The sequence below is a fragment of the Arthrobacter sp. Cr_A7 genome (assembly GCF_029222765.1).
Taxonomy (GTDB): Bacteria; Actinomycetota; Actinomycetes; order Actinomycetales; family Micrococcaceae; genus Arthrobacter.
In genome coordinates, this window is record NZ_JARHXQ010000222.1 from 13470 (window position 1) to 28159 (window position 14690).

Below are 14690 nucleotides of genomic sequence, written 5' to 3' on the forward strand. Positions count from 1 at the left end.
CAACACTATCGGCATAGCGCCGGGCCCTCCTCCACTAGGCTGGAACCCATGCCCCACGCTCCCCAGGACCAGATCGCACCGCTGCTCACCCCGGAAGGCTGGGAGCTGCTGGCGTCCCTGGGTCCCTACCAGGAGGACTCCTCCTTCGAGCTCAATTCGGCCCTCCGGAAGGCCGGCCACTCCCCCGACCTGGTCTCCGCCGTCCTGACCCAGTCCAGGCTCCGCACCAAGGCCGAAGCAAAATTCGGGGAATTTTCCCGGCAGATGCTCTTCACCCAGGCAGGCCTGGAACAGGCCACCCGCCTGAACGTTGCCGCCCGGCACGCGCAGCGGTTTGCCGGCGCGGGGGTCAGCCATGTGGCAGACCTGGGCTGCGGGCTGGGCGCCGATTCGCTCGCCCTGGCGTCCCTTGACGTGACCGTCACCGCCGTGGAAATGGATGAGACCACGGCCGCCTGCGCCACCGTGAACCTCATCCCGTTCCCGAACGCCACGGTGGTCCATGCGGACGCCACCGCGGTTCCGCTGGACGGCATCGACGGCGTCTGGCTGGACCCCGCCCGCCGGGTCACCTCCACCTCGGGCACCAAGCGCATCTGGGATCCGGAAGCCTTTTCGCCGCCGCTGTCCTTCGTCGAAGCCCTGGCCGCGTCCGGCAAGGCCGTGGGGGTGAAGATGGGGCCCGGCATGCCGCATGACTCCGTCCCGCACAACTGCGAGGCACAGTGGGTCTCGGTGGCCGGCGACGTCACCGAGGTGGCACTGTGGTTCAACGCCGTGCGGCGGCCCGGAGTCCGCCGCGCAGCCCTGGTGCTGGGGCCCGGCGGCGCCGCCGACCTGACCAGCGGCGAGGACTTCGGGGCCGGGCCGGAAGCGCCGGTGGGTCCCGTGGAAGGCTACCTGTACGAACCCGACGGCGCGGTCATCCGCGCAGGGCTCGTTGCCGACGTCGCGCTTGAGCTCGGTGGCCACCTGGTGGACGAGCACATCGCCTACATCTGCGCCCCCGCCCTCGTGGACACCCCGTTCGCGCGGGCCTACAAGGTGCTGGACGTGATGCCGTACAACGTCAAGGCGCTCAAGGCGTGGGTGAAGGCCGAAGGCATCACGGTGCTGGACATCAAGAAACGCGGCACCGCCGTCACCCCTGAGGAACTCCGGAAGCAGCTCCTGCCCGGCGGGAAAAACCCTGCGAAAAAGGGCGGCACCAAAACGGCCACCCTGGTCCTCACCCGCATCGGGGAGGACCGGGTGGCCATCGTGGTAGAACCCGTTACTGCGGTGTAAGGCCGTTACTGCGCCCGCATGAACTCCTCGGCCGCGCGTACCTGCTCAGGGCTTGGCCGCACTCCGGTGTACAGGACGAACTGTTCCAGCGCCTGGATGGTGGCCACCTCCGCTCCGGTGATCACCGGCTTTCCGGCGGCGCGGGCGGCCCTGATCAGCGGGGTCTCGGCGGGCAGCGCCACCACGTCGAAAACGAGCCGCGCGGCGTCAATGGCCTCGGCCGGGAAGGACAGCGCGTCCGCTTCCGCCCCGCCGGCCATCCCCACGGGGGTGACGTTGATGATCACGTCCGCCGTGCCGCCGTCGAGCGCTGCACGCCACTGGAACCCGTATTGCCCGGCAAGCGCCCGCCCTGTCGCCTCGTTCCGTGCAATCACCGTGACGTCGGTGAACCCGGCATCCCGCAGCGCCGCCACGGTGGCCTTGGCCATGCCGCCCGCACCCTGGACCAGGACCGAGTAGCCGGTGGGCACCGAGTTGGTGGCAAGCAGCTGTTCGATGGCGGTGTAGTCCGTGTTGTACGCCTTGAGGTGGCCGTCCGTGTTGACGATGGTGTTCACGGAATCGATGGCCTTGGCGGAGGGGTCCATCTCATCCACCAGCGCGATGACGTCTTCCTTGTAGGGCATGGAGATGGCGCACCCGCGGATGCCCAGCCCGCGGACTCCGGCGATGGCCTGCTCCAGGTTGGTGGGGGCAAACGCCTTGTAGATCCAGTTGAGCTCCAGCTGTTCGTACAGGTGGTTGTGGAACCTGGTCCCGTTGTTGCCGGGACGGGCCGAGAGCGAGATGCAGAGAGTCATGTCTTTATTCAGAATGGGCACCCGACCATTAAACCCGCACTCCCCCAACTGGGTAGCGCCAACTGTCATTTTCAGCCGCCAGAACGACAGTTGACGCTACTTACTTGGGTCAGGGGCAGCCGGTGCCTGCGGGGACGCTTCCGACGGCGGCAGGCAGCTTCCCGGGTGCCGTCGCCTTGCCTGCCAGCACGGCCGCGAGCGCGTCGAAGGCAGCGTCGGTGCGGCCGTATAGCGCCAGCCTGACCGGCGCCGGCGAACCCTGCAACGGCCAGGGCGCGTCCAAAGCCACCTCGATGTCCCCTCCGGCGGGACGCCCGCCGAACCCGATCAGGTTCACCAGCGGTCCGGAACCAAGGGCGAGGCCGGCGCGGGCGGCGGCCGCCTCGAACCGTTCCCGGTCTCCGGGCCCGCCGCCGGCCACCCGGACCGCTCCGGGAACCAGTGGCCCGGTGCACGGCCCGGAGACAACGGTGACGGCGGAGGCCGAGACCCGGGCGGACAGGGCTGCGCTGCTGCCTGCCGGGATGCCTGCCGCGGGACCCCGCCTGCCCTGCCAGACCATCATGGTGGCCACCCGCCGGGCGGCCTCGTCCAGCCTTTCCGGAGGCAGGCTTCCGGACTGGACCGCCCCCACGATGGCAGCATGCGCTTGTGACACATCGGCTGGCATCAGCAGCAGGTCCGCGCCTGCCTGGAGCGCCATCACCGCAGCAGACCCGCTGGGGTACTGCTTGGCCACGGCGCCCATGTTCAGCGCATCCGTCACCGCCACGCCCTTGAATCCCAGGCCGCGCAAGGCGGCATACGTGGGGGCAGAGAGCGACGCCGGGACGCCGGGTTCCAGCGCCGGCACGGCAATGTGCCCGGTCATCACCATGGGTGTCCCGGCGGCGATGGCGGCCTGGAAGGGGATCCAGTCCCTGCCGCGGAGTTCCTCGACGCCGGCCGGCTGCACCGGCAGGCTGAGGTGGGAGTCGGCGGTGACCGAACCGTGGCCCGGGAAGTGTTTGACGACCGGAAGGACTCCTGCGGCGAGCATGCCCTGGGAGAACGCCACCCCGTGCACGGCAACAGCGGCGGGGTCCGCGGACATGGCCCGCGCCCCGATGGTGGGGTCCTTGGGCCCCATGGTGACGTCCGTGTCCGGTGCGAAGTCGGTATTGAAGCCCAGCGGAACCAGCTCGCCGGCCAGGCCCTGCCCCGCCTCCCGGGTGAGGCCCTCATTGCCGGCCGCACCATAGCTCATGGGAGCTGGCCACTCCGTCAGCGGCGTGCCCAGTCGCACCACAAGGCCGCCTTCCTGGTCCACCGCGATCATGCCGGGCCAGGGGTCGCCGTCCGCAGTAGTGGCCTGCGCGAGCCGCTGGTTGATGGCGGCCATGCCGGCAGCGTCCACCCTCCCCTGCGGGTCCCGCGGAACGTTGTCTCCCATGATGATGGATCCCGCAAGGTGCAGCCGCTCGATGGTGGCCGCGTGGGCCTCCACGTCCTTGCCCGTGAAAAACGGCAGCAGGACCTGCCCGGCTTTTTCCTCGGTTGTCATGCCGGCCACGGCCGCCGCGGCGGCGTCCTGGTCCCGCTGGAGCGGGCCCCAGCCCAGGGGCCGGGAACCCGGATCAGGTGAGGGGGACGCGGCGGTGGGGGACGGCGTCGTACGCGGTGTTGGGGTGGGCGACGCGGACGGTGAAGGTGCCGCGGTGGTGGAGGGCGACGACGGCCCGGGCGCCGGCGCGGGGGTGCAGGAGGCGAGGGCCAGGGCGGATACTGCCGCGAGGAGGGGGAAGGTTTTGTGGGTACTGTCACGCAGGTGTTGGAACGGGACCATCAATACGATGCTACCCCTGCACTAGACTTGAACCACCCGTTCGCCTGCCGGCAGCAGCCCGTGAGCGGCCTCAGCCAGCGGCAAACCGGACAGTAAGGAAACGCGTGAAGATTGACTTCGCTTCATCGAGGCAATCAACCCTTGGTGTTGAATGGGAGCTCGCGCTGGTGGACGGCAGCACCGGTGAGCTCGCCTCTGTAGCCAACGAAGTGCTCCGCGGCGTCGCCTCCCGCCATCCGGAATTGAACGAGGACGACGAACACCCGCACATCAAGCAGGAACTGCTGCTGAACACAGTGGAGCTGGTCACGGGCATCTGTGAAACGGCCGCCGAAGCCAAGGAGGACCTGAGCCGGTCCCTGGCCGCCGTCCGCGAGATCACGGACCCGATGGGCGTGGAACTCTTCTGCGCAGGCAGCCACCCGTTCAGCCCGCCGCAACTGCAGCCCGTGACGGACAAGGCCCGCTACGCGAAGCTGATCGACCGCACCCAGTGGTGGGGCCGGCAGATGGTGATTTACGGCGTGCACGTGCACGTGGGGCTGGACCGGCGGGAAAAGGCCCTCCCGGTACTGGACGGACTGGTCAACTACTTCCCGCACTTCCAGGCCCTCTCCGCATCCAGCCCGTTCTGGGGCGGTGAGGACACCGGCTACGCCTCGCAGCGCGCCCTGATGTTCCAGCAGCTGCCCACGGCCGGCCTGCCGTTCCAGTTCCAGTCCTGGGCTGAATACGAGTCCTACGTCCAGGACATGTTCACCACCGGCGTGATCGATACCCTCTCCGAAATCCGCTGGGACATCCGGCCGGTCCCGAACCTGGGCACCATCGAAATGCGCATCTGCGACGGCTTGGCCACCCTGGAGGAAGTGGGCGCCATCGCCGCGCTCACCCAGTGCCTCGTGGACGAATTCTCCACCACCCTGGACAACGGCGGCACCATCCCCACCATGCCGCCCTGGCACATCCAGGAGAACAAGTGGCGGGCCGCCCGCTACGGCATGGACGCCATCATCATCCTCGACGCCGCGGGCAAGGAACAGCTGGTGACGGACCACCTGCTGGAGACCCTGAACCGGCTGGAGCCTGTGGCGGCCAAACTGGGCTGCGCCGACGAACTCGCGGATGTGGAGAAGATCATCCGCCGCGGGGCCGGGTACCAGCGCCAGCGGAAGGTGGCCGCCGAGCACGGCGGGGACCTCCAGGCCGTGGTGCTGGACCTCGTCAAGCAGATGCGGAACGGCCCCACCGCCTGACCTCCCCGCCTTAACGGGGCACTTCGGCACGGACACGCCGGCCGCCGTCGTAAATTACGACGCCGACTCCCCCAAAGTGCCCCGCGACGGTTCGCCTGCCCAGCAGGCTTCAGGCGGGGAGCGATACCGAGGTGACCGGCATGGACGAGTCCGGCGCGAAGCCGATTCCGCTCGGTTCCACGCCGGCCATCACCAGCTGCGCGCCCAGAGCCGCCACCATGGCGCCGTTGTCCGTGCACAAATCCAGGGGCGGCACGTGGAGCCGGATGCCGGCCGAGGCGCAACGCTGGCCGGTCAGTTCACGCAGGCGTGAGTTGGCCGCAACGCCCCCGCCCAGCAGGACGTCCTTGATGCCGTGCTCCCGGCAGGCCAGGACGGCCTTGGAAGAGATGATGTCCACCACGGCTTCCTGGAATGCGGCGGCGATGTCGGCCACCGGGATGTCCTCGCCCCGGGCCTCGAACTGCTCCACACACCGGGCCACGGCGGTCTTCAGTCCGCTGAAGGACCAGTCGTAGCGGTGCTTGCCCGGCTCCTCCGCCGTTCCCATGTACTTGGGCTGGCTGAGGCCCCGGGGGAAGCGGATGGACTTCGGGTTGCCGGTGCGGGCCACCTTGTCGATGGCCGGTCCGCCGGGGTAGCCCAGGCCCAGGATGCGGGCCACCTTGTCGTAGGCCTCCCCCGCGGCGTCGTCGATGGTGGAGCCCAGCAGCACGACGTCGTCGGTGATGCTGTTGATCCTGAGGATTTCGGTGTGTCCGCCGGATACCAGCAGGGCGCCCAGGTTTTCCGGGAGCTGCGGGGCCTCGTTGCCGTTACTCTCCAGCAGCCCCACGCCCACATGCGCCACGAGGTGGTTGATGGCGTACAGCGGCTTCCCGGTGGCCACTGCCAATGCCTTCGCGGCGCAGACTCCCACCATCAGTGCGCCTGCGAGTCCGGGGCCGGAGGTGACGGCGATGGCGTCCACCTCGTCCAGGCTGACGCCGGCGTCGGACAATGCCTGCTCCAGTGTGGGTACGAACGCGTCCAGGTGGGCCCTCGAGGCGATCTCCGGGATGACGCCGCCGAAGCGGACGTGCTCGTCCATGGATGAGGACACGGTGTTGGTCAGGAGCGTGGTCCCGCGGACGATGCCAACGCCGGTCTCGTCGCAGGATGATTCAATGCCCAGGACCAGTGGCTGGGAACGGTTCATCGCTGGCCTCCTTCACGTGTTTCCTCGTCGCCGATGAGCTGGAGCCTCATGATCAGCGCATCGACGCCGTCGCGGTAGTACCGGGGGCGGACGTGGATCTGCTCGAACCCGAAGCGCAGGTACAGCCGTTGCGCCCGGGGGTTGTCCGCGCGGACTTCGAGGAGGAGGTCCGCGGCGTACCGGCGCCGGGCTTCATCGATGAGGGCGGTCAGCAGCGTGCTGCCGATCCCCCGCCCCTCGTAGTCAGGGACGACGGCGATCGTCTGGACGTCCGCGATGGGATCGATGCACATCAGGCCGGCGTACCCCACAATGCCGTCGGCGCTTTCGGCCACGAGGTAGCGCCGGGTGTCCGGCTGGGCCAGCTCATCCAGGAACATCTGCAGGGGCCAGGCGTCGATGGGGAACAGTTTTTGCTCAAGGACGCTGACGGCGGTTACGTCGTCAAGGGTCATGTCCCGCACGATGATTCCTGCCGTGCGCGGATCCGGGGTGGTGCTCACAGTGCCCTCTTCCTCGGTCCGGGGACCTGCGCATCGGATTCGCGCAGGTACAGCGGGGTGGAATCCAGGAGGCCGTTGCCGGAGGCCAGCCGGGCCAGCGCGAACTGGCCCAGATAAAGCGCGTCCGGCTGCTCCTGGGCGAATTCGGGATCTGCGCGCAACGTGTCGGCGTAGAGCCCGGCGCCGGCCCCAAAGGCGGGAAGGTCCGGCAGGTCCGCCGCGAAGCCGACGTGGGGACCGTCCTCGAGCCGGGGCAGCTTCCCCTCGGCAAGGCTGTAGCGGGCCCAGTAGACCTCCTTGCGCCGCGCGTCGGTCACCACCAAAAATTCGGGGAGGGCGGCGGTGGACTCAGCCACTTCCAGGGCCACGGCGTCCAGGCTCATCAGGCCGTGAAGGGGCTTGCCCCAGACAAAGGACAGGGTGCGCGCCGTTGCAATTCCGGAGCGCAGGCCGGTGAACGGGCCGGGCCCCACGCCCACCACCAGGGCGTCGATGTCCTGTCCGGTGACGCCGGCCTCGGCAAGCATGTCCGCGATGCCCGGAGCCAGCACTTCGGCATGGCTTCGGGTGTCCTCGGTGGAGAAGCTGGCAACCACGCCTTCCAGCGCGTCATCCGAAACCAGCGCGGCGCTGGCAACGGCGGAGGTGTCAATGGCGAGGATCAGCATCAGTCTTTCCCTCCCGGGGCGCCGGGCTCTGCTGTCCCGATTTCCGGGGTTCCCGGTTCCGGGGTTCCCAGTTCGGGGGCGGCCGGCCATCGCGGACCGTACCCGCGCATCACGATGGTGCGCGGCTCGTCGGTGTCTTCGGTGTCGAAGTCCAGGGTTCCGGCTCCGTTGCCGGAGGACGTGCCGGCACCGAGGTCACCCGGAGCAGAGTCGCCCCTGCCAGTGCCGCCCAATCCAGTGGCGTTGAGTCCGATGGCACGGTGCAGGTCGATTTCGAGCCGGCTGTCGCTCAGGTGCTCCACCCGGTCATGTCCCCACTCCACCACCGTCACGGACGAGTCCAAAGTGTTTTCCAGGTCGATGTCGTCAATCTCGGCGGCCGAGCCCAGGCGGTAGGCGTCCACGTGCACCAGGTCGGGGCCGCCGGGGCGCGGACCGCCGGGCAGGTTGGGGTGGATGCGGACCAGGACGAACGTGGGTGAAATGATTCCGGCACGGACGCCGAGCCCCTCCCCCAGCCCCTGGGTGAAGGTGGTTTTCCCGGCCCCCAGCTCGCCGGACAGCACCAGCAGGTCCCCGGCTTCAAGCACCCCGGCGAGGGCGGCGCCAAACGCGTGGGTCTGGTCCGCCGTCGTCGCCGTGAAGGTCCTTTCCCAGTTGGGCACGGCCGGGGGTTCGAAGGCGTTCACGCGGCACCCTCCGTGTGGAGGGCGGCGGACGCGTCCTGTTCGTTGACGAAGCGGCGCGGGACCCGGGGGCTGATGCGGGTGACGATCTCGTAGTTGATGGTCCCGGCGGCGCGCGCCCAGTCATCGGCGGTGGGGCCGCCGTCGTCCCCGTTCCCGAACAGCTCGGCCTCGGCACCCAGCAGTCCCGCGCCGGCCGGACCGGCGTCGCCGAGGTCGATCACCATCTGGTCCATGGCGATCCGGCCCACCACGGGGTATGTCCTGCCGGCCACCCGGACGGGACCGCCGGTGGCAACGCGCGGCACGCCGTCGGCGTAGCCCATGGGGATGAGGGCCAGGGTGCTGCGCCCGCTGGTGTGATAGCGGAGGCCGTAAGACACGCCTTGCCCGTCCGGTACTTCCTTGCACTGGGACACCAGGGTCCGGAGCGTCATGGCGGGCCGGAGCCCGAGTTCCGCGGAGGTCTGGCCGTCGAAGGGCGAGAGCCCGTAGATGCCCAGACCTGCTCGGACCAGGTCGAAGTGGGTGTCCGGCCGGGAGAGCGTGGCGGGGGTGTTGGCCAGGTGCCGGACTTCCGGGTCCACACCGGCGTCCTCGGCAACAGCCAGGGCTTCGCGGAATGCCGCCAGCTGCTGGTCGGTTTCGGGCCGCTCCGGCTCATCCGCGACGGCCAGATGCGAGAAGATTCCCACCACGCGCAGCAGCCCCTGGTCCTGGTACTCCATGGCTTCGCCCACGAGGTGGTCCCAGGTGTCCAGGGTGGCGCCGTTGCGTCCCAGGCCGGAGTCCACTTTCAGGTGGATGCGGGCCGGCCGCTCCTGTTCCCGGGCTGCGGCCACGATGCGTTCGAGCTCCCACCCTGAGCAGCCGATGTCGACGCCGGCGGCCACCGCGGCGCCAAAGTTGCTGTCCACGGTGTGCAGCCAGGCGAGCAGCGGCGCGTCAATGCCGGCGGCCCGCAATGCAAGGGCTTCGGAGATGTGCGCAACGCCCAGCCAGGAGGCACCGGCTTCGATTGCTGCCCGCGCCACGGGAACGGCGCCGTGCCCGTAAGCGTCAGCCTTGACGACGGCCATGACTTTCGCCGGGGACGCGGCAGCAGCTAGCCGGCGGACATTGTGCCGGATGGCCTCAAGGTCGATCACGGCGGACCGCTCGTAGCGGGGGTCCTGTCCGGGGGCAGCGCTAAATTCACCGGTTGTTGCGGGGTAAGTCACCTTAGTGATTCTAGTGCGGGCACTTCTTGCCGAATAATCACGGCCGGGCAGGCCGGATTCCGGAACAGGCGGCTGGCCTCAGCCCGTCGCCGAGGGCGCCTCCTGACTGGGATGTTGCCCCGGGCGGCACGGCGCGGCACGTACGTCGGTCAGGCGTCCGAAAGGTGCGCGATGGTGGCAGCCGCCCTGCGCTGCGCCGCCAGCGGGACGTCCTGGATGATTTCCGCGAGGAAACCGAAGCGCCGCAGCCACTGGCTCATCTGCCGTTCGGGCCGGGCGTTGGCGCGTTTCCACCAGTCGGCGATGTCCCCCCAGCCGGGGGCCGCTAGCGATCCTCCCACCTCCTGTACGGCCAGCGAGGCGCACAGGTTGGCAAAGCGCAGCCTGTTGCCCAGCGGCCAGCCGGCCAGGCTGCCCACAATGAATGCGGCGTCGAAGCAGTCACCGGCTCCGGTGGGATCGAAAGCCTTCACGGGCAGGGACGGCACCCACTCCTCCTCGCCCGTCTCCGAATCCACCGCCATGGCGCCCTGCGGCCCGAGTGTCACCACGGCCACCGGCACCCGGTCCGCCAGCGCGTACAGAGCACTCCACGCATCGTCCTTGCCGGTAAAGGCCATGGCTTCGCGCTGGTTGGGCAGGAACGCGTGGAAGTACTGCAGGTTCTCGAGCCGGACGGGCGCCCATTCCCCAGTGGGGTCCCAGCCGACGTCGCCGAACAACTTCACCCCTGCCTTGTGCGCCGCCTTCGCCCAGGGCTCCACCTCAACCCCCACTTCCGCAATGCCGGCGAGCGCCGGAGGAGGGTTGCCGATCAGTTCCGAGGAGGTCACCGGAGCGGCGTGCCCGTGGGTCACCATGGACCGGTCCTTCTCCACGCAGAGCGAGACGGTTACCGGCGAGTGCCAGCCGGGGACGCGCCGGGACAGGCTGAGGTCCACGTGTTCCTGGCTGGAAAGGATTTTCCAGTTGAAGTCGCCGTAGCCGTCGTCGCCAAACGCGGCGGCCAGGCCGGTCCGGAGTCCCAGGCGGGCGGCGGCGATTGCCTGGTTGGCCACGCCGCCGGGACAGCTGCCCATGCCGTCGCTCCAGATTTCGGTGCCGGGCTCCGGGCTATGGGGAAGGCCCGTGAAAATGATGTCCTGGAACACCGTTCCGGCCAGGAGGAGGTCAAACCCGGGTTCGGAGGGCGAGCGGACGCCGGCCAGGGGGTCGAAAGGCCGGGCTGGGATCGCTTCCATGTCCGGCACGATACGCCCTGCCGCTGACATCCGATAGTGGACGCCCTGCTTTGCGTCAGGGACAAGCCAATCCGGGCCTAGACTGCTGGTTATGCGGCTTCTGATTGCCGGCGGCGGGGGTTTCCGGGTGCCGCTCATCTACCGGGCACTGGTCTCGGGCCGTTTTGCCGGCCTGGCCACCGAACTGGTGCTGTACGACGTCGACCCCGCCCGCCTCGACGCCGTCACCGCCGTGCTGCGGAGCATGCCCGCCGGACCGGGTGCCCGTCTCCCGGTCCGCGCCTCCACCAGCCTTCCGGACGCCCTCGCGGGCACGCAGATGGTGTTCGCGGCCATCCGCCCCGGCGGCACCGCGGGCCGGGTTGCGGATGAACGGGTGGCCCAGGACCTCGGGCTGCTGGGGCAGGAAACCACCGGGGCCGGGGGCATCTCCTACGCCCTGCGGACCATCCCGCGCATGCTGGAACTGGCCCGGCTGATGAAGGAACACTGTCCCGAGGCGTGGCTGATCAACTTCACCAATCCGGCCGGCATGGTCACCGAGGCGCTGTTTCCCGTGCTGGGCCGCAGGGCAATCGGCATCTGTGACTCGGCGGGCGGCCTGGTGTACCGCGCCGCGCATGCGGCCGGGGTGGCGCTGCCGGAGGGACGGCTCGACGGTGTGGGCTACTACGGGCTGAACCATCTCGGCTGGCTCTACCGGCTGGAGTCCGCCGGCCGGGACGTGCTTCCGGACCTGCTCGCCGACCCCGATGCCCTGCAGTCCTTTGAGGAAGGCAGGCTGTTCCCGCAGCCGTTCCTGGCGAGCCTTGGCGCGCTGCCCAACGAGTACCTGTACTACTACTACCGGGCCGGGGAAGCACGGCAGGCAATGCAGGCGATGACCAGCACCCGCGGGGAGACCATCCACAGCCAGCAGCAGGAGCTGTATCCGCGGCTGGCCGCTGCCGGCGGGGAGGCGTTCCGCCTCTGGGAGGAGGCACGGCGCTCCCGTGAGGAAGGCTACCTGGCCGAGGCCCGGGCCGACGGCGAACACCGGGACGAGGACGATCTGGCCGGCGGCGGCTATGAACGCGTCGCGCTGGCTGCGATGAGCGCGCTCTCCGGCGGTGGCACCACGCAGCTGATCCTCAACACCCGAAACTCCCTGCCCGAGGCGGCCGAGCCCGCCGCGGCTGAAGCAGCCGAACTCCGGGCCGCCATTCCGGGACTGCCGGCGGACGCCGTCGTCGAACTTCCCTGCACGGTAACCCCCGACGGCGCGCTGCCGCTGCCCCAGCAGGCGCCGCCGGAACCGCAGCGTGAGCTGCTTGGCCGGGTCAAGGACGTCGAACGGCTCACCGTGCTCGCCGCGACGGACGGCAAGCGGGATGCTGCCCTGCAGGCCTTTGCCCGCCACCCGCTGGTGGATTCGGCGGACGTGGCCGGAAGGCTTTTGGCCGGTTACGAGCACGCTTTCCCTGCCCTGCGGGAGCTGTGGGGCGGGGCCCGGAGTTAACACACATCGGCCGGCGTGAGGGGAGGGAGTAGTGTTTTATCGAATGCGCACTGAACCGGCGGCCACTCGCGCCGGCGGCCGGAAGGAGGTCCCGTGGCATTGATCCGCAGGGTCGCTTTGCTCTCCCTCCACACCTCCCCCATGGAGCAGCCCGGGTCCGGTGATGCGGGCGGGATGAACGTCTACATCCGGGAACTGGCCTCCGCCCTGGCCGAGGCTGGAGTGGAAGTCGAGATCTTCACCCGCGCCACCTCGGCCGGCCAGCCCGCCGTCGAACATCCCGATCCCGGGGTCTGCGTGCACAATGTCCTGGCCGGCCCGCCGAAAAAGATTCCCAAGGAAGAACTTCCCGGCCTGCTGCACAGCATGGTGGCCGAGATTGAACAGATCCGCCGCCGGCAGCCGCACGGCCGGTATGACGTCATCCATTCGCACTACTGGGTGTCCGGGATCGCCGGCCTGGAGCTGTCCGAACTGTGGGGCGTCCCGCTGGTGCACACCATGCACACCATGGCGAAGGTCAAGAACCTGCTGCTGGAGTCCGGCGAGCAGCCCGAGCCGCGGCGGCGCGAGCTCGGCGAGCACCGCATCGTGGACGGCGCGGAGCGGCTGATCGCGAACACCAGCTCGGAGGCGGCGGAACTGGTGTCGCACTACGGAGCCACGTACGACCGCATCGATATCGCCCCGCCGGGTGTGGACCTCAGTACCTTCACGCCGGCGTTCCGGACCCGGTCCAGGGCGGAGCGCGGCATCGCCCCGGGCACCTTCCACCTGCTGTTCGCGGGGCGCATCCAGCGGCTGAAGGGTCCCCAGATTCTGGTCAAAGCAGCCGCCCTGCTCCGGCGACGGCGCCCGGACATCGACCTCCGGCTCACCATACTGGGGTCGCTGAGCGGGAACAAGGAGTTCAACCTTCGGAGGCTGGTTGCCGAGGCGGAAATGGACGACGTCGTCACGCAGCTTCCGCCGGTGAAGGCACCGGAGCTTGCGGCCTGGTTCCGCGCGGCTGACGTTGTGGTGATGCCTTCCTTCAGCGAATCGTTCGGACTCGTGGCCCTTGAGGCCCAGGCCTGCGGCACCCCCGTGGTGGCCACCCGGGTGGGCGGACTGTCGCGGGCCATCTTCCACGGCCGGACCGGGCTGCTGGTCGACGGGCACCACGCCGCCGACTGGGCTGACGCACTCGAAGCCCTGTACGACGATCCCGCCACCCGCGAGGACATGGGACGCGCCGCCGCCATCCGTGCCCAGAACTCCGGCTGGGCCCGCACCGCCGCCATCACGCTCGAAAGCTACCATGCCGCCGTCGACCGCCACGTGGGGCCCCTGCTCGTCCCGGCCGTTCCCGCATCCTGATTTTTTCTTGCGGGTACTGGTGCTGCAGGGCTGTTAGTTTTGGGGCAGGTGCTCCGGCAGGTTCGTGGCGCCAGCCGCTCCAGGAAAGGACAATGATGTCTGATTTCCCTACCGACCTTGAGATTGCCCGCGCAGCGCGTATCCGGCCCATCGGGGAGATCGCTGCCGCTGCCGGGATCAATGCTGAAGCCGTTGAGCAGTACGGGCGGTTCAAGGCGAAGATCGATCCCGCCCGGCTGGACGCCCCGCCTCCTGCCGGAAAGGTAGTGCTGGTCTCGGCCATGTCCCCCACCCCGGCCGGTGAAGGAAAATCCACCACCACCGTTGGCCTTGCCGACTCGCTGGCCCGGGCCGGGCACAGGGTGATGATCGCGCTCCGGGAGCCCTCGCTGGGCCCGGTCCTGGGCATGAAGGGCGGCGCCACCGGAGGCGGCTACTCGCAGGTGCTGCCGATGGACGAGATCAACCTGCACTTCACCGGCGATTTCCATGCCATCACGTCGGCCAACAATGCGCTGATGGCCCTGGTGGACAACCACATATACCAAGGCAACCAGCTGGATATCGATCCCCGGCGCATGACGTTTAAGCGCGTCCTGGACATGAATGACAGGGCCCTGCGCGAGGTGGTCATCGGCCTTGGCGGGCCCACCCAGGGAGTCCCGCGGCAGGACGGTTTCGACATCACGGTTGCATCCGAGATCATGGCGGTGTTCTGCCTCGCCACGGACCTGGCCGACCTCCGGGAACGGCTGGGACGGATTACGTTCGGATACACGTTTGACCGCTCTCCCGTGACTGTTGCCGATCTTGGCGTCCAGGGTGCCCTGGCCCTGCTGTTGAAGGAGGCGATCAAGCCCAACCTGGTGCAGACCATCGCGGGCACGCCGGCCCTGGTCCACGGCGGTCCGTTTGCGAACATCGCGCACGGCTGCAACTCGCTGATCGCCACACAGACGGCGCGCCGGCTGGCCGACATCGTGGTGACCGAAGCTGGGTTCGGCGCTGATCTGGGTGCTGAAAAGTTCATGGACATCAAGGCCCGGGTTGGCGGCCTGGCGCCGTCCGCCGTCGTGGTGGTGGCCACGGTGCGGGCCCTGAAGATGCAGGGCGGGGTGGCCAAGGACCAGCTCACGCGGCCGGACC

13 protein-coding genes are annotated in these 14690 nt (G+C 69.1%); 5 read left to right on the plus strand and 8 right to left on the minus strand.

What is annotated here, in order from left to right:
* The first annotated feature begins 48 nt into the window (after nt 1–48).
* Nucleotides 49–1287 carry a class I SAM-dependent methyltransferase gene (locus tag P2Q66_RS13065; protein ID WP_275728676.1) on the plus strand — a complete coding sequence of 413 codons (1239 nt, stop codon included), beginning with the start codon at nt 49–51 and terminating at the stop codon, nt 1285–1287.
* 5 nt (nt 1288–1292) lie between these two features.
* On the opposite strand, the gene P2Q66_RS13070 is transcribed toward P2Q66_RS13065, so the two are convergent.
* Both P2Q66_RS13070 and P2Q66_RS13075 read right to left on the minus strand, forming a co-directional pair.
* Nucleotides 1293–2111, minus strand: coding sequence for a shikimate 5-dehydrogenase (locus tag P2Q66_RS13070; protein WP_275728679.1), 819 nt, complete (start codon nt 2109–2111; stop codon nt 1293–1295).
* A gap of 88 nt (nt 2112–2199) precedes the next feature.
* Nucleotides 2200–3633: a glycoside hydrolase family 3 N-terminal domain-containing protein gene (locus P2Q66_RS13075; RefSeq protein ID WP_275728694.1), complete on the minus strand. Its 1434-nt coding sequence runs from the start codon at nt 3631–3633 to the stop codon at nt 2200–2202.
* A 386-nt stretch (nt 3634–4019) separates the two neighbouring features.
* Here P2Q66_RS13075 and P2Q66_RS13080 point away from each other — a divergent pair, with 386 nt between their 5' ends.
* Complete coding sequence (locus P2Q66_RS13080; protein WP_079597400.1) at nt 4020–5171, plus strand: glutamate--cysteine ligase; 1152 nt, start codon at nt 4020–4022, stop codon at nt 5169–5171.
* A gap of 109 nt (nt 5172–5280) precedes the next feature.
* Here the strand turns inward: P2Q66_RS13080 and tsaD are convergent, their stop codons facing one another.
* From tsaD to P2Q66_RS13110, 6 genes are all read right to left on the minus strand, one after another.
* Nucleotides 5281–6369 (minus strand): tRNA (adenosine(37)-N6)-threonylcarbamoyltransferase complex transferase subunit TsaD, encoded by a 1089-nt coding sequence (tsaD, locus tag P2Q66_RS13085; protein ID WP_275728682.1) that lies wholly within the window; start codon nt 6367–6369, stop codon nt 5281–5283.
* Nucleotides 6366–6824, minus strand: a complete 459-nt coding sequence (rimI, locus tag P2Q66_RS13090; protein WP_275728696.1) for a ribosomal protein S18-alanine N-acetyltransferase — start codon at nt 6822–6824, stop codon at nt 6366–6368. Before rimI ends, tsaD begins: the two co-directional genes overlap by 4 nt.
* 44 nt (nt 6825–6868) lie before the next feature.
* Nucleotides 6869–7540 (minus strand): tRNA (adenosine(37)-N6)-threonylcarbamoyltransferase complex dimerization subunit type 1 TsaB, encoded by a 672-nt coding sequence (tsaB, locus tag P2Q66_RS13095; protein ID WP_275728683.1) that lies wholly within the window; start codon nt 7538–7540, stop codon nt 6869–6871.
* Nucleotides 7540–8229: a tRNA (adenosine(37)-N6)-threonylcarbamoyltransferase complex ATPase subunit type 1 TsaE gene (gene tsaE, locus P2Q66_RS13100; RefSeq protein WP_275728684.1), complete on the minus strand. Its 690-nt coding sequence runs from the start codon at nt 8227–8229 to the stop codon at nt 7540–7542. The genes tsaB and tsaE overlap by 1 nt, the downstream gene beginning before the upstream one ends.
* A complete protein-coding gene (gene alr, locus P2Q66_RS13105) occupies nt 8226–9446 on the minus strand; it encodes an alanine racemase (protein ID WP_275728685.1) in 1221 nt (406 codons plus the stop codon). The genes tsaE and alr overlap by 4 nt, the downstream gene beginning before the upstream one ends.
* A 149-nt stretch (nt 9447–9595) precedes the next feature.
* Nucleotides 9596–10687 (minus strand): carbohydrate kinase family protein, encoded by a 1092-nt coding sequence (locus P2Q66_RS13110; RefSeq protein ID WP_079597434.1) that lies wholly within the window; start codon nt 10685–10687, stop codon nt 9596–9598.
* 91 nt (nt 10688–10778) lie between these two features.
* Here P2Q66_RS13110 and P2Q66_RS13115 point away from each other — a divergent pair, with 91 nt between their 5' ends.
* From P2Q66_RS13115 to P2Q66_RS13125, 3 genes are all read left to right on the plus strand, one after another.
* Nucleotides 10779–12185: a 6-phospho-beta-glucosidase gene (locus P2Q66_RS13115; RefSeq protein WP_275728686.1), complete on the plus strand. Its 1407-nt coding sequence runs from the start codon at nt 10779–10781 to the stop codon at nt 12183–12185.
* A gap of 93 nt (nt 12186–12278) precedes the next feature.
* Entirely contained in the window at nt 12279–13544 is a 1266-nt protein-coding gene (mshA, locus tag P2Q66_RS13120) for a D-inositol-3-phosphate glycosyltransferase (RefSeq protein ID WP_275728688.1), read from the plus strand.
* Between the two features lie 95 nt (nt 13545–13639).
* On the plus strand, nt 13640–14690 hold a 1051-nt coding region (locus tag P2Q66_RS13125), incomplete at its 3' end, for a formate--tetrahydrofolate ligase (protein ID WP_275728691.1).

What these genes read in the sequence shown, in the direction of transcription:
- rimI (WP_275728696.1), bottom strand. Translation starts at nt 6,824, where the DNA reads ATGACCCTTGACGACGTAACCGCCGTCAGCGTCCTTGAGCAAAAACTG.
- tsaB (WP_275728683.1), bottom strand. Translation starts at nt 7,540, where the DNA reads ATGCTGATCCTCGCCATTGACACCTCCGCCGTTGCCAGCGCCGCGCTG.
- P2Q66_RS13065 (WP_275728676.1), top strand. Translation starts at nt 49, where the DNA reads ATGCCCCACGCTCCCCAGGACCAGATCGCACCGCTGCTCACCCCGGAA.
- P2Q66_RS13110 (WP_079597434.1), bottom strand. Translation starts at nt 10,687, where the DNA reads ATGGAAGCGATCCCAGCCCGGCCTTTCGACCCCCTGGCCGGCGTCCGC.
- P2Q66_RS13115 (WP_275728686.1), top strand. Translation starts at nt 10,779, where the DNA reads ATGCGGCTTCTGATTGCCGGCGGCGGGGGTTTCCGGGTGCCGCTCATC.
- tsaD (WP_275728682.1), bottom strand. Translation starts at nt 6,369, where the DNA reads ATGAACCGTTCCCAGCCACTGGTCCTGGGCATTGAATCATCCTGCGAC.
- P2Q66_RS13075 (WP_275728694.1), bottom strand. Translation starts at nt 3,633, where the DNA reads ATGACAACCGAGGAAAAAGCCGGGCAGGTCCTGCTGCCGTTTTTCACG.